This window comes from Providencia sp. PROV119 (genome assembly GCF_028482435.1).
Lineage (GTDB): Bacteria > Pseudomonadota > Gammaproteobacteria > Enterobacterales > Enterobacteriaceae > Providencia > Providencia stuartii.
Map to the genome: position 1 here is coordinate 24,062 of NZ_JAMPQL010000017.1, position 13,359 is coordinate 37,420.

The following is a 13,359-nucleotide window of genomic DNA, read 5'->3' on the forward strand; positions in this document are numbered from 1 at the left end:
AACGCTTAATTCGCGCTTTTCTGTGGTTATTACGTTATTTTGCATAAAATTGCAGAAGTAACAGTTAAAGTCTCACCTTATGGGCGATGTCGCAAGAAGCGCTTTTTATCATGCACAAGCAAAGTGTCAACGCATTCCTGATACGGATATCAAAGCAGTCGTTATACAACTGCTTTGATGGCATAAGAGAGCGGGTTATCTTTTTTGACTTACTGTTTTGAGCGCTTTAATAGCATAGTGGAAACATGAAGCGTTTAATTCACACTTTTCTGTGGTTATTGCGCTTTTGGGCTTAAAATGACAGGAATAAAAATCAGAGCCTCATCTTGTTTGAGTGCTAAATTGCCTTGGTAATAAAACTACGCTAGCACTTCATTAAGGTTACAAAAGGCAGGCTGATATTGGATAGCGCTAGCTAATCATTTCGTATAACGGTCACCTATGTTCACTTAATGCGATAGTGGATATAGGTGACCGCTTTTCTTTTATAGACATAAAAATGGCGTGATTTATTTAGTCGAAAAACATGAGAAGGTAAAGAGTATATTCAATATGGCTTACAGCGCATGACTGTACGTTATCGAACAGAACGGTGATCTTGTTTATCACCGTCGCCTAAATAGAAATTTTCTTACCTAATACTGGACGCTTTTCTTCTAAACCGTCTGCACCATAAGTGGATTGGTTATTATGTTTTTTGACAAAAGCAAGGCGCTGGTTATTTAGTTCAATATGTAACTGCAACATTTGGTGGTTACGGTAATTTAACTCTTTTAATGTTGTTGTCAGCGCTTTGATTTCACCCCACAGGCTATGAAGCGCAGGGTTTTCATCGTAGGGGGCCACAATTCCCATTTCTTGCTCAAGGCGTAGACGATGTGTTTCACCATGTCCAATAGCGGCAACCAAATAACGCTTTTGCTCGGTGGCTTCTTGAAACGGTGATGGGGGAACACGATGGTAGCCTAACAGTAACTCCTCATTTTTCATCACTATTTGCAGTGATTGTAAATGAGTGAGCTGTTGTTCTAGCAACGTCAACAAATCATCATTCATATTCATTGTCTTACTTCATTGATAGCATGAATTCATGGGCATCACGTAAAATACCGTCGGCAACTTTCTCGGTATTCATTTGCAATGTACCATCTTTAATGGCCTGTTTAATTCGTTCAACTTTTTCACTGTTGATATCACTGGCTTGAGGTTGCAATAACTTCTTTTTTAGTTCACTTGGTGAAAAAGTACTTTCTTTAACGGATTCAGTCGCTGATACTTTTTTCTCACGAAGGGGCGCCGTGGGATCCTGTGGGTCACGGTTTGTCACTTGCGTTAGCGCTGAAATTGCAGATGTTTGCTCGATAGCCATAGTGTTTTTCCTGTTCCAGTATTTTTATAAATGGAATATCGGCGTTAATTACCAATTCTTTAATCTAATGCTTATCTTTAAGACTATTCTAATGCTTGAGAATGATAATGATACCCTTTGATATGAGTAGGCGCATAATATCGATTATCTTATTGAGTCTCAATCAAAATTCGCTACTTTAGCGCTACCCGCACACTGCCATTTTCTAAGGCTTCTCCATTAACAACCTGACCGTTGATTAATCGAACACGCGTGTTTTCCCCGGTGGCGGCATTGTTGATGGCTCGTCCTTCATATTTAACCGAAAAATTATGGCCATTTGCAAAGACATAAACGTTTTGTCCTGCTTTAACGGCCCAAGGTCGACGCATCATAGATTGTGTCAATGTTTGACCTGCATTGATATCACGCAATGCGATGCTGCCGCGTATTGCCACTTTATCGGTGGCAGCCCCTGTAGGTAGCTTATGGAGTAACCCCTTTTGGGTACCAATATCGACAAATTCAATTTTTTCCCCACGAGCGATATTACGTGTTGCCACATAATACTGTCCGGTGACATTAACGGTTAACTGAATAAACTGTTTTTTCTTACCGCATTGCACCGGTAATGAAACATTTCCCATATTACGACTACCGACAGGAGGAAGAATTTGGGGCTTTTCACAACTAGGCCAACGTTCTATAGGTGTTTTTATCTCAATAGAGACTTGATTCGGCTTGGTGTGTATTTTACGAAAATAGTTATTAATGTCTTGCGGTAAAGAGGCTTGCGCTGTTGTCGTTAGTAAAATTAACGAGCCAAATAGCGTTGTATGAAAACCATTCATTGAGTTGCCTCCTCATCAAAACATACTTTTCTAATTGCTCGCAGTTTACGCATCTCATCAATAATGAATGGGCCAAATAGGTCAATAATTTTGCCTTTATCTTGCCATTAGATTTTTTGTTATACGGCTAATATAAGCGCGTCGAATTTTAAATTTCAGCGTTTTCTGCATTGCTATTCTTTGAAAATTACAGTTAGCGAATGGCGTGACGCATTGGTGCTTATTTTATCGTGATAACGATAAGAGAGATAAGCAAAATTTATTGGGGTTGAACATGATTGATAAATTAAATGCCACATTTGCTTTTCAGCAACAGGCGTTATCAATACGCGAGGCAAGGCAAACTATTTTGGCTGCAAATATTGCTAATGCGGATACACCGGGGTATCAGGCGCGTGATATCGATTTTAGCCGCCAGTTACAGCAAGCCATGAAAAATGGCGTTGTAAAAGGTAAAGGCGTTGCTTTGGCGGTGACATCAAAAGGCCATATCGAAGGTCGAAACATGAAACAGCCCGAATTGGATCTTAAATATCGTGTTCCATATCAAACCTCAATGGACGGTAATACCGTCGATATGGATATAGAGCGCAGTCAATTCGCAGATAACACATTGAAGTACCAAGCAGATCTCACTTTTATTAATAGCCGCGTCAAAAGTATGTTGGCCGTGTTACAGCAGGGGTAATAAAAATGGCGTTACTCAGTATTTTTGATATTTCAGCATCTGCACTGACCGCGCAATCACAGCGTCTTAACGTGAGCGCTAGCAATATGGCGAACGCGGAAAGTGTTGTAGGCCCTGATGGCGAACCGTTTCGTGCTAAACAGGTAGTTTTCCAAATGACGCCTCAAGGCCGTAATGGCGTTGGCGGTGTTCGTGTGAGCCAGTTGATTGAAGATCCCACGCCACCACGTATGGAATACAAACCCGGTCACCCATTGGCGGATGAGAAGGGGTATGTGCGTATGCCTAACGTCGATATGGTCGGTGAAATGATCAATACCATTTCGGCATCGCGTAGCTACCAAGCAAACTTAGAAGTGATGAATACAGCTAAAACGCTGCTTCAGAAAACCTTAACCATAGGCCAGTAACGAGGAAGCTAAATGGGCATAGCAGCCACCATGTATGACTCTTTGGATAACACCACAGCAGGCCCAGAGCCGCTGAAAAGTAATATTCCAAATAAAAATAAGAGTCAAACGGATGATATGCGTGACACGTTTTTAAAAATGATTGTGACGCAGATGCAAAATCAAGACCCCACTAAGCCGATGGAAAACGCAGAGTTGACCAGCCAACTTGCACAAATCGCGACCCTTGAAAGTATGAATAAGCTGAGTGACAAAGTCAGCGGAATTTCAAGCCAAATTGGCTCTGGTCAATCATTGCAAGCGACTCAATTGGTCGGAAAAGGGGTTTTGATACCGCGTAATGAAATCGTTCTTGCGCCATTAAAAACGCAAAATGACAGTGATAATACGGCTATTTCTAAACCAACAAATCCATTACCTGATGATGAAACTAGCCGTGCGTTGTCCGCAGCCAATGACAATGGCGGAGATGATGATGCGTCCCAAGGGGATTATATCTCATCGCCGTTTGGTTTCTTCCTTCCCAAAATGGCTGACAGCGTTGAGATCACGATACGCGATAAAAATAGAGCCATTATTCGTACCATCTCTTACGACACAGAAGTGAAACCTGACATTTATGACATGTCGTGGGATGGGCGCGATGACAATGGAAAACTCGTTGCTGATACGAACAGCAAATACTTCTTTGATGTAAGGGCTGTCAGTAACGGCGCAGAAATTGAAGTCACCAAATTGGGATATACCCGAGTTAATGGTGTCACGCCGGGTACAGATGCTCCTTTATTGGATGTTGGTATAGGACAAAGTGTGCCGCTTAGCAGCATTTTTAAAGTCTATCCATCATCTTAATTTTATTTCCCCAACCGTCATGGAGAAAACATGTCTTTTTCACAAGCAGTTAGTGGCTTAAATGCTGCCTCAGCGGGGCTTGATTCGATTGGTAATAATATTGCCAACTCCGCAACTAATGGTTTTAAAGGTGCAACCACCTCTTTTGCCGATATGTTTGCCGGTTCAGGTGTAGGTCTGGGGGTTAACGTTGCCGCGGTAACCCAAAACTTTAAAGATGGCCCAATCACTCGTACTGACAGACCGACGGATGTGGCCATTTCAGGAAATGGTTTTTTCCGTGTGCAAGACCAAAACGGTGATATTTTTTATAGCCGTGATGGGCAATTTATTCGCGATAAAAGCGGCAACCTCGTCAACAACCAAGGAATGACAGTGACAGGTTATCCGGCTGGTTTGGATGAGAATGGTAATGTGGTCGTTCAAAGTGGTGGTGTTCCTCAAGGGCTAAATATCCCAACAGATATGATGGATGCTCAAGCCTCTGATTTGGCAAAACTGACTATCAACCTGAATTCTGAAGACAAAGTTAAATCCAAACCTTTTGATATCAATAACCCAGATGATACTGGCAGCTATAACTTCAGTACCACCATGACCGCATTTGATAGCCAAGGTAATACCCATGAAATCTCCGTTTACTTTGTCAAAACAGACGATAACAAATGGACGGCTTATGCAAAAGATGCTGGCGATAAAGTGGCTAAGAAATTGGGAGATATGGAGTTTGATGGAAATGGCCGCCTAAATAGCCCAACTAATGCCGTTTTTGCGTTTGATTATCAAGGTCTAAATGGTGCCAATAACGGTACGTTGCAGATTGACCTAAATAAAACACGCCAGCAAAAAGTCAGCGAATCATCGGTGAGTGCGATTGATGTTAACGGTTATCCGGCAGGTGAGTACACCAATTTCAAAGTTGAAGATAACGGCTTGATCGTGGCGAATTACTCAAACCAACAAAAACGTGTTGTTGGGCAAGTGGCACTTTCAGCATTCGCTAACCCGAATGGCTTAGTATCACAAGGTGGTAACGTTTGGGCACCGTCTAATGCCTCTGGTAACCCGATGGATGGCGTACCGGGCGTCGGTCAATTCGGTAAGCTAACGAGCGGTGCGCTGGAATCTTCCAACGTAGATATGAGCCAAGAGCTGATCAACATGATTGTAATGCAACGTAACTACCAATCGAACGCACAGACGATCAAAACCCAAGATCAGATGCTGCAAACGATGGTTAACTTACGCTAAGTGTAGAGGGTGGCTATGGATCATGTCATTTATACCGCAATGGGAGGCGCACGACATGCGCTTGAAAACCAAGCGATTGTTTCTAATAACATTGCGAATGTTTCCACATCGGGTTTTAAAGCGCAATTAGCGGCGATGCGGGCTGTTCCTATTCATGGAGATAGCGAGCAAACACGAACGTTGGTGGTTGCTTCAACGCCCGGAGCGGATATGAGCCAAGGGCCGCTCAACTATACGGGCAGGCCAATGGATGTGGCATTAAACGACAAACACTTTCTAGCCGTTGAACTTGCAGATGGTAGTGAAGCTTATACCCGTAACGGTAACATTCAAATTTCACCTGACGGTGAATTGGTGATTGGTGAGCGCCGTCTACAAGGAGATGGTGGCCCGATCAATGTGCCGCCGAATGCGGAACTGACCATCGGTGAAGATGGCACCGTGACGGCCTTATTGGCGACCGACCCGCCAACAATGTTAGGGCAGATAGGGCGCTTAAAAGTGGTTGAAGCTCAGCCGCAAGATTTAATTCGCGGTGAAGATGGCTTATTTCATCTATCACCACAAGCCGCGGCGGCGAATGGTAATGGGCTTGCACAAAGTGAGCGAGCTTCCGTGACATCTGGGGTGATTGAAGGCAGTAATGTCAATGCCGCAGAAGCGATGGTGTCGATGATTGCCAACGCTAGGTATTTTGAAATGCAGATGAAAGTGGTTCGTAGTGCCGATGAAAATGCACAAAAAGCCAACCAACTGCTTGCCGTTAGCTAATTTTCAGTAAGGAATAACGATGATCCGTTCATTATGGATTGCTAAAACTGGGCTTGATACCCAACAAACCAACCTTGATGTTATTTCCAACAACTTGGCAAACGTCAGTACAAATGGTTTCAAACGTCAACGTGCAGTATTTGAAGATTTACTGTATCAAAATATTCGTCAACCGGGGCAATGAGCTCTGAGCAGACCTCTTTACCATCAGGTTTACAACTGGGTACAGGGTCACGCCCTGTGGCGACAATGCGTATTCATAGCCAAGGTGCGTTGAATAAAACCGGAAACACCACCGACATTGCTATCAAAGGACAAGGTTTCCTACATGTGCAGTTGCCCGATGGTACGGATGCATATACACGCGACGGTGCTTTGCAGCCAAACCAAGATGGTCAGCTAGTCACTTCGAGTGGTTACCAAATCGTACCTGCCATCACCATCCCTGATAATGCCAATAGCCTCACCATCGCACGTGATGGTACGGTCTCAATCACGGTCTATGGGGATAACCAACCACAGCAAATTGGGCAAATTACGCTAACAACATTTATTAATGATGCGGGCTTGGAAAGTATGGGTGAGAACCTGTACATGGAAACCGCTAGCTCAGGAGCGCCAAATGAAAGCGCGCCGGGCACGAATGGTGCTGGTTTGCTGTATCAGCATATGCTTGAAACCTCGAACGTCAATGTGGCTGAGGAATTGGTGAATATGATCCAAACCCAACGCGCCTATGAAATTAACAGTAAAGCGGTTTCAGCTTCCGACCAGATGCTACAACGCTTAACGCAACTGTAATTTGATGGCATAACGCGCGGCCTGATCCCAAATGACAATTTGCCCGAGAAGGTAAGTTGTCATTTGGTGATAACTAGGCATTTGATGTGATGATAAAACAGACACAGCAGCAAAAGAGTACCATGATGACGAAAAACGGTTTTACCCCTGAAATTAAGGGCGATTCATTCTTTTCACCGAGTAAGGTTTTGGTGATTGCTTTGGTATTAGCCACAAGTGGTTGTGCTTATGTCAAACCTCGTCCTCTGGTGGATACTCAAACAAGTGCGTTACCGACAGCACCCACAGCCCCCGCACCCAATGGCGCTATTTTTCAAAGTGCTCAGCCCGCCTATTACGGCTACCAACCACTGTTTGAAGATAGGCGACCTCGCAATGTAGGCGATATTTTAACCATTAATTTGCAAGAGAATGTGAGCGCCAGTAAGAACTCATCCGCGAATGCAAATCGCAGCGGTAAAACGGGGTTCTTAGCCGCAATCTTGCCTGGTTTTATGCAAGGTTGGCTGGGCGGCAGTAATACAGAGCTGGATGTGAAAGGCAGTAGTGATTTTTCAGGGAAAGGCGGGGCCAATGCCAACAATACCTTTAGAGGCACCATAACCGTCACGGTCGATCAACTCTTAGCTAACGGTAACTTGCATGTAGTGGGCGAAAAACGGATAGCGATTAATCAAGGAACGGAGTCGATTCGTTTTTCGGGCGTGGTAAACCCTCGCACAATAGGCGCAGATAACAATGTCAGCTCCACACAAGTGGCGGATGCGCGTATTGAATATGTTGGTGATGGTTATATTAATGAATCGCAAACCATGGGCTGGTTGCAACGCTTTTTCTTAAACGTTTCGCCTTATTAATTTAGGTAGAAATTGAGCTGTAAACCCATAGAGATAATCGAATGAATAAATTAGTGACTCTTCTGCTAACGCTGCTTTGTCTATTTGCTACATCGGCATATAGCGAACGTATCAAGGATTTGACAACAGTGCAGGGTGTACGTGACAACGCGTTAATTGGTTATGGATTGGTAGTAGGGCTGGATGGCACCGGTGACCAAACCATGCAAACACCCTTTACCACTCAAAGCTTGAGCAATATGTTATCTCAAATGGGGATCACCGTGCCACCTGGCACTAACATGCAGTTGAAAAACGTGGCAGCCGTGATGGTTACCGCGAAATTGCCGCCTTTTGCTCGCGCAGGACAAGCCGTGGATGTGGTGGTCTCCTCGATGGGGAATGCGAAAAGCTTACGAGGTGGTACTTTGCTAATGACCCCACTTAAAGGCGTTGATGGGCAGGTTTATGCCATGGCACAAGGCAACATTTTAGTTGGTGGAGCTGGCGCGAGTGCGGGGGGAAGCAGTATTAAAGTCAATCAATTAGCTGGTGGGCGGATCACTGGAGGGGCGACCATTGAGCGTGAGCTACCTACTAGCTTTGGTCAAAATGGCATTATTAACTTACAACTGAACGATGATAGCTTCACATTAGCGCAAGATATTAGTGATGCAATTAACCGATTACGTGGTGCAGGCACCGCAACACCATTAGATTCACGCACAGTTCAGCTACGTGTGCCAATGAACAATAGTGATCAGGTGCGTTTTCTTGCACAAATTCAAGAATTGAATGTACGTACGCCAATTGCCGAAGCCAAAGTGATCTTAAATTCGCGAACAGGCTCAGTTGTGATCAATCGCAGTGTAACATTAGAAAGCTGTGCGGTAGCACACGGCAGTTTATCGGTGATGGTAGAGAGGCAAACTCAGGTCAGTCAGCCGAACACGCCTTTTGCAGGCGGGCAAACCGTTGTTACCCGTAATACGAATCTTGGGGTGAGGGAGCAAGGCGGCGCATTACAAAAAGTCAATGCCAGCGTACAACTTAACCAAGTGATACAAGCACTTAATACTTTAGGGGCGACGCCAACCGACTTAATGTCGATTTTACAGGCCATGGAAAGCGCTGGATGCTTGCGCGCTAAGCTGGAGATCATCTGATGAATGATATGCAATTAATGCAAGGTGCCGCATTTGATTTGCAGTCGCTCAGCCATTTAAAGCGTGAATTAACTGATTCGCCAGATAAAGGGTTGCGTCAAGTCACCCAGCAATTAGAAGCGACGTTTGTACAAATGATGTTAAAAAGCATGCGTGATGCACTACCGCAAGATGGTCTTTTTTCTTCCGATCAGACGCGTATGCTAACCAGTATGTATGATCAGCAAATTGCGCAAGACCTGTCACAAAAAGGGTTAGGCTTTGGTGAAATGATGTATCAGCAGCTAACTCAAATGCAAGGTGATACATCTTCAGAAGACGTACCAGTGAAGCCCTTTAACATGGATGATCGATTGATAGACTCTCTACCTAATCAAGCAATGGCGCAGATTGTCCGTCGTTTTGCTCCGTTAGGAGATGCTCTATCGTCATCCATGCAGAAGGTCAAATCCCTCTCTTTAAATAGTCAAAATTTTATTAGTCGACTAATAGAGCCTGCAAAAGTTGCCAGCCAGAAAAGTGGTATATCGCACCTTTTGGTCCTTGCTCAGGCGGCATTAGAAAGTGGTTGGGGGCGTCGAGAAATTTTAACGGCGGAAGGCAAAACCAGCCATAACCTGTTTGGTATTAAAGCGGGTAAAAGTTGGCAAGGGCCAGTAACCAATATTATGACAACGGAAGTGATTAATGGCAAAAGCATCAAAATGCGAGACGATTTCCGTGTGTATGGCTCATATGAAGAAGCGATAGCCGATTACATTAATTTATTGACTGAGAACCCACGCTATCGTGATGTTAAACACGCGCAATCCCCTGAGATAGCGGCGCGTCGCTTACACCAAGCAGGTTATGCGACAGACCCTAATTATGCCGATAAATTAATTACGCTGATCAATCAAATTCGTGGCTATCAGACAGCAGACAAAGCGGCGTCACGAGCGGTTCAAGCCTATACCGTCGATCTGAGTGATATTTTTTAAATTTTCATCTTGAAAGGTGCCGTAAACACTAAACATTTGCGGCATCTTTCCGATAACTAACTATATTCGTCATATTTCAAGTGACAGCACGATTGATGATGCTTATTGGTGCTGCAAGGATACAGTGATTTGTTACCTAACTGCACCTCGAATTATTTGAAATATAAATAAAAAGTTCGGGTTGATATTGCGACGGTTATTATCGATGAACCATGGCGATAAGCAGCAGATAAAGGAAAAGCTTATGCTGAACAATGTAATGAATAATGCACTTAGTGGTGTGAATGCCGCACAGGGTGGGTTAAGTGTGATTTCAAATAACTTAGCTAACGCAGGTGTGGGTTACTATCATCGCCAAAGTGCTGTTTTCGGGGAGAATCCCGGCACAATGACACCTAACGGTTATTTTGGTAACGGCACCTATTTTAGCCATGTTCGCCGTGAGTTTGATGAGTTTATTAACCAGCAATATGGTCAATCACGCGCTCGTAGTGGTGAGTATGAAGCTTATGCGAAAAACAGCAGCCAAGTCGATGACTTACTCACTAATGATATTGAAGATATTTCGAGCAATATTGGGAGTTTTTTTACAGCGCTTGATGCCGCAAGCAGTGATGCGAGTGATAAAACATTAATCGATGTTTTTTTAGGTAAATCAAATGCACTGGTAGGGCAGTTCAAGGAAGCAGATAGACGATTACAAGAAATGGAGCGTGATGTTAATCGCCAAATTGAAACTAAGGTGAAAGACATCAATACCTACGCAGAGAAAATCGCTGGTTTGAACCAACAGATAGCGCGGGTGCGCTCTGTGAGCGGCTCAGAGCCTAATGATTTGCTGGACGTACGTGATCGCCTAGTCAGTGAGATCAACTCATTGATTGGCGTAAAAGTGATTGAGCAAAATGGAAACTACAACGTCACTTTTGCAAATGGTTTACCGTTGGTGACTGGAGAAAATGCGAACCGCCTTGAGGCCGTTCCTTCCTCACAGGATGACAGCCGCTTTAGTATTGGTTTTGTTGGTGCTAATGGTCAAGTGCGCGAAATTGCAGACGATGCGTTTCGTGGTGGTGAGCTCAGCGGTGTATTACGCTCTCGCAAAGAGGTCATTGATCCTGCATACCAAAAACTCAATAAATTGGCCTTGGTCTTCGCAAGTAAATTCAACGAAGTACATAAGAAAGGCTTTGATGCTAATGGTAATCCGGGTAAGGACTTTTTCGAAATCGGCAAAGGTAATGTAGTTAGTAATACCTTTAACCGCGGTAAAGCAGAATTTGATTTTAACTATAGCGACGTCTCTCAAGTCACTGGCAATAATTATGAGATGCGTTTTGATGGTAAAGAGTGGAATGTCACTCGACTACCTGAAGGCTTTGCCGTTACCGTTGATCGCTCAACCCCAGATACATTGAAGTTTGATGGTATCGAGCTGAAAATTACCCAAAACAATGTCCAAAGTGGTGATTCGTTTTTAGTCAAACCAGTTAATGGCGTCATCAATGGCATGCAATCTTTGATAAGCGATGCGGCAAATTTTGCGGCGGCGGGTGAGAAAGGGAGCGGACCTGGTGATAATGATAACCTAAAAGAGCTGGTTAAGCTTCAAGACCAAAAATTAATTGGGGGCACATCAACGTTTTCCGATTATTACGCCACTATCGTCAATGATGTGGGTAACCAAACCAAGCAAGCACAGATTGACTCTGAAACACAAAACAAAATGACAGAAAGTTTCTATCAGCAAGAGCAAGCGGTTTCGGGCGTCAATATGAACGAAGAAAGCATTCAAATGCAAAAAATCCAACAGTTTTTTAATGCGAATGCGCAAGTGCTAAAAACTGTAGATGACCTCTTTAATGCCCTAATGAGAGCGTTCTAAATTCTAGTCATTTAAAAGGATTCTATTATGCGTTTAAGTACGAATATGATTTATCACCAGCGCTTGCAAGATATGAATAATGCTCAAGCGCGTTGGATGGATGCGGGTAGCCAACTGGCATCCGGTAAGCGTGTCAGCAAGCCGTCGGATGACCCCCAAGCTTCATCGCAGGCGGTGCGTGTTAATCAATCTGAAAACCGCAACCAGCAATATGTGGCAAGTCGAGGTTTTGCCAAAACAGGCATGCTGCTACAGATGAGTGTGTTGACCCAGATGACAGAGGTTACCACTCAGATTGATACAACAATTATTCAAGCTTCAAACCAAGGTAGCTTGAGTGATAGTGACAGAATGTCACTTGCGGAGCAATTAAGCGGTTTGAAAGATCAGCTGGTAGCGTTAGGCAATACGACAGATGGTAATGGTCGCTATATTTTTGCAGGTTATAAATCTGACAAGCCACCATTTGAGGTGAATGCTGCGGGCGATGTGATTTACAAAGGTGGCGATAAAGCGATTATGCAGAATGTATCCAGCGATCGCGAAATGACCACTTACTTTACTGGCGCACAAGTGTTTGCAACGGATAGCAATAATGTCGTGAATGTTTTCAAAGCGTTAAATGAAGGCATTGCTGCGCTGAAAACGCCTCAAGACCAAGCAACACAAAGCGAAAAAGAGGCAGCTCAAAAAGCATTAGATAGCGCCAATACAGCGGTTAAATCAGCGCTAGATAAAATCTCAAATATTGAGTCGAAGCAGGGGTTGCAGCTACAAGAAATTGATCAGTTAAACTTTCTAGCAGATACAAGAAGTATTCAAAATAGTCAGCGCATAAGTGAGTTGTTGGATACAAATTGGACTGGAGTCACAACAGACTATTATAAAGAAATGGCTATGTTCCAAGCATCGCAAGATATTTTTAAAGATTTAAATAGCATGTCATTATTTGGTGGTCGTTAAGACGTGTGCCAGTCTCAACTCATTTGAGGCTGGCGCAATTACCGTATCGTTATTTTTCCCTACAATTATTTTCTTTTCTCTTATCCTATATTGCATTTCTCTTAAGATGATTTACTCTTTATTTTACCCTTTGTTTTTGCTCTTTAAAAAATTAGCCAATAAAACAATAAGTTACTAAGTGTCATAAAAAAGAAGGTATTTTTCTAAAAAATAGGCTAACGAATTGTTATTTAGGGATTTTGTTTGGTAAGCTAATTGTTCACTGCCGTATAGGCAGCTTAGAAAATCGGACTACCGCTGCGGCTCCACAACTGAGGGTTCACTGCCGTATAGGCAGCTTAGAAATCGAGGTGAGCGTGAATTAGAGGGGCGGCCTTGTTCACTGCCGTATAGGCAGCTTAGAAAAAGAAAAACTAACAGGCATTCTAGATAAGTGCGTTCACTGCCGTATAGGCAGCTTAGAAAACATCTTCATTGTGTCGGTATATTGATTCATCGTTCACTGCCGTATAGGCAGCTTAGAAATCAAGAAATTTAGCTCTTGCCTGTTCTTGAGA

General features: G+C 43.6%; 13 protein-coding genes, 1 pseudogene and 1 CRISPR repeat array. Of the genes and pseudogenes, 11 read left to right on the plus strand and 3 right to left on the minus strand.

Features of this window, described 5'->3' with window-relative positions; all coding sequences use genetic code 11:
- Positions 1-615 precede the first annotated feature (615 nt).
- From PSF11_RS14545 to flgA, 3 genes are all read right to left on the minus strand, one after another.
- Positions 616-1,056, minus strand: a complete 441-nt coding sequence (locus PSF11_RS14545) for a flagella synthesis protein FlgN (protein ID WP_169342339.1) — start codon at positions 1,054-1,056, stop codon at positions 616-618.
- Positions 1,057-1,066: 10 nt separating this feature from the next.
- Positions 1,067-1,369, minus strand: coding sequence for a flagellar biosynthesis anti-sigma factor FlgM (gene flgM / locus PSF11_RS14550; protein WP_004918599.1), 303 nt, complete (start codon positions 1,367-1,369; stop codon positions 1,067-1,069).
- Between the two features lie 173 nt (positions 1,370-1,542).
- Positions 1,543-2,199 carry a flagellar basal body P-ring formation chaperone FlgA gene (gene flgA / locus PSF11_RS14555; RefSeq protein ID WP_004918600.1) on the minus strand — a complete coding sequence of 219 codons (657 nt, stop codon included), beginning with the start codon at positions 2,197-2,199 and terminating at the stop codon, positions 1,543-1,545.
- Between the two features lie 274 nt (positions 2,200-2,473).
- Here flgA and flgB point away from each other — a divergent pair, with 274 nt between their 5' ends.
- The 11 genes and pseudogenes from flgB (at position 2,474) to flgL (ending at position 12,802) form a co-directional block, all read left to right on the plus strand.
- Entirely contained in the window at positions 2,474-2,887 is a 414-nt protein-coding gene (gene flgB / locus PSF11_RS14560) for a flagellar basal body rod protein FlgB (RefSeq protein ID WP_004918603.1), read from the plus strand.
- Between the two features lie 5 nt (positions 2,888-2,892).
- Positions 2,893-3,297 carry a flagellar basal body rod protein FlgC gene (gene flgC / locus PSF11_RS14565; RefSeq protein WP_004918605.1) on the plus strand — a complete coding sequence of 135 codons (405 nt, stop codon included), beginning with the start codon at positions 2,893-2,895 and terminating at the stop codon, positions 3,295-3,297.
- A 12-nt stretch (positions 3,298-3,309) separates the two neighbouring features.
- A complete protein-coding gene (locus PSF11_RS14570) occupies positions 3,310-4,149 on the plus strand; it encodes a flagellar hook assembly protein FlgD (protein WP_061064158.1) in 840 nt (279 codons plus the stop codon).
- Positions 4,150-4,179: 30 nt separating this feature from the next.
- Positions 4,180-5,400, plus strand: coding sequence for a flagellar hook protein FlgE (gene flgE / locus PSF11_RS14575; protein WP_004918608.1), 1,221 nt, complete (start codon positions 4,180-4,182; stop codon positions 5,398-5,400).
- Positions 5,401-5,415: 15 nt separating this feature from the next.
- The gene (locus PSF11_RS14580) at positions 5,416-6,171 is read left to right on the plus strand and encodes a flagellar basal body rod protein FlgF (RefSeq protein WP_004918610.1); all 756 of its coding nucleotides are present in this window, start codon (positions 5,416-5,418) and stop codon (positions 6,169-6,171) included.
- A gap of 19 nt (positions 6,172-6,190) precedes the next feature.
- Positions 6,191-6,972: pseudogene (gene flgG / locus PSF11_RS14585) on the plus strand (flagellar basal-body rod protein FlgG).
- A gap of 89 nt (positions 6,973-7,061) precedes the next feature.
- On the plus strand, positions 7,062-7,829 hold the full coding sequence (locus tag PSF11_RS14590; protein WP_004918615.1) for a flagellar basal body L-ring protein FlgH: 768 nt from the start codon (positions 7,062-7,064) through the stop codon (positions 7,827-7,829).
- A gap of 41 nt (positions 7,830-7,870) precedes the next feature.
- Positions 7,871-8,974 carry a flagellar basal body P-ring protein FlgI gene (locus PSF11_RS14595; RefSeq protein WP_053110747.1) on the plus strand — a complete coding sequence of 368 codons (1,104 nt, stop codon included), beginning with the start codon at positions 7,871-7,873 and terminating at the stop codon, positions 8,972-8,974.
- Positions 8,974-9,954, plus strand: coding sequence for a flagellar assembly peptidoglycan hydrolase FlgJ (gene flgJ / locus PSF11_RS14600; RefSeq protein WP_053110746.1), 981 nt, complete (start codon positions 8,974-8,976; stop codon positions 9,952-9,954). Before PSF11_RS14595 ends, flgJ begins: the two co-directional genes overlap by 1 nt.
- A 244-nt stretch (positions 9,955-10,198) precedes the next feature.
- Positions 10,199-11,839, plus strand: coding sequence for a flagellar hook-associated protein FlgK (gene flgK / locus PSF11_RS14605; protein ID WP_036943745.1), 1,641 nt, complete (start codon positions 10,199-10,201; stop codon positions 11,837-11,839).
- Positions 11,840-11,866: 27 nt separating this feature from the next.
- Positions 11,867-12,802 carry a flagellar hook-associated protein FlgL gene (flgL, locus tag PSF11_RS14610; protein ID WP_014658063.1) on the plus strand — a complete coding sequence of 312 codons (936 nt, stop codon included), beginning with the start codon at positions 11,867-11,869 and terminating at the stop codon, positions 12,800-12,802.
- A gap of 257 nt (positions 12,803-13,059) precedes the next feature.
- Positions 13,060-13,327: direct repeats of the CRISPR family, unit length 28 nt; unit sequence GTTCACTGCCGTATAGGCAGCTTAGAAA.
- Positions 13,328-13,359 lie beyond the last annotated feature (32 nt).

What these genes read in the sequence shown, in the direction of transcription:
- PSF11_RS14580 (WP_004918610.1), top strand. Translation starts at nt 5,416, where the DNA reads ATGGATCATGTCATTTATACCGCAATGGGAGGCGCACGACATGCGCTT.
- PSF11_RS14545 (WP_169342339.1), bottom strand. Translation starts at nt 1,056, where the DNA reads ATGAATGATGATTTGTTGACGTTGCTAGAACAACAGCTCACTCATTTA.
- flgB (WP_004918603.1), top strand. Translation starts at nt 2,474, where the DNA reads ATGATTGATAAATTAAATGCCACATTTGCTTTTCAGCAACAGGCGTTA.
- flgE (WP_004918608.1), top strand. Translation starts at nt 4,180, where the DNA reads ATGTCTTTTTCACAAGCAGTTAGTGGCTTAAATGCTGCCTCAGCGGGG.
- flgC (WP_004918605.1), top strand. Translation starts at nt 2,893, where the DNA reads ATGGCGTTACTCAGTATTTTTGATATTTCAGCATCTGCACTGACCGCG.
- PSF11_RS14570 (WP_061064158.1), top strand. Translation starts at nt 3,310, where the DNA reads ATGGGCATAGCAGCCACCATGTATGACTCTTTGGATAACACCACAGCA.
- flgM (WP_004918599.1), bottom strand. Translation starts at nt 1,369, where the DNA reads ATGGCTATCGAGCAAACATCTGCAATTTCAGCGCTAACGCAAGTGACA.
- flgK (WP_036943745.1), top strand. Translation starts at nt 10,199, where the DNA reads ATGCTGAACAATGTAATGAATAATGCACTTAGTGGTGTGAATGCCGCA.
- flgA (WP_004918600.1), bottom strand. Translation starts at nt 2,199, where the DNA reads ATGAATGGTTTTCATACAACGCTATTTGGCTCGTTAATTTTACTAACG.
- PSF11_RS14590 (WP_004918615.1), top strand. Translation starts at nt 7,062, where the DNA reads ATGATAAAACAGACACAGCAGCAAAAGAGTACCATGATGACGAAAAAC.
- PSF11_RS14595 (WP_053110747.1), top strand. Translation starts at nt 7,871, where the DNA reads ATGAATAAATTAGTGACTCTTCTGCTAACGCTGCTTTGTCTATTTGCT.
- flgL (WP_014658063.1), top strand. Translation starts at nt 11,867, where the DNA reads ATGCGTTTAAGTACGAATATGATTTATCACCAGCGCTTGCAAGATATG.
- flgJ (WP_053110746.1), top strand. Translation starts at nt 8,974, where the DNA reads ATGAATGATATGCAATTAATGCAAGGTGCCGCATTTGATTTGCAGTCG.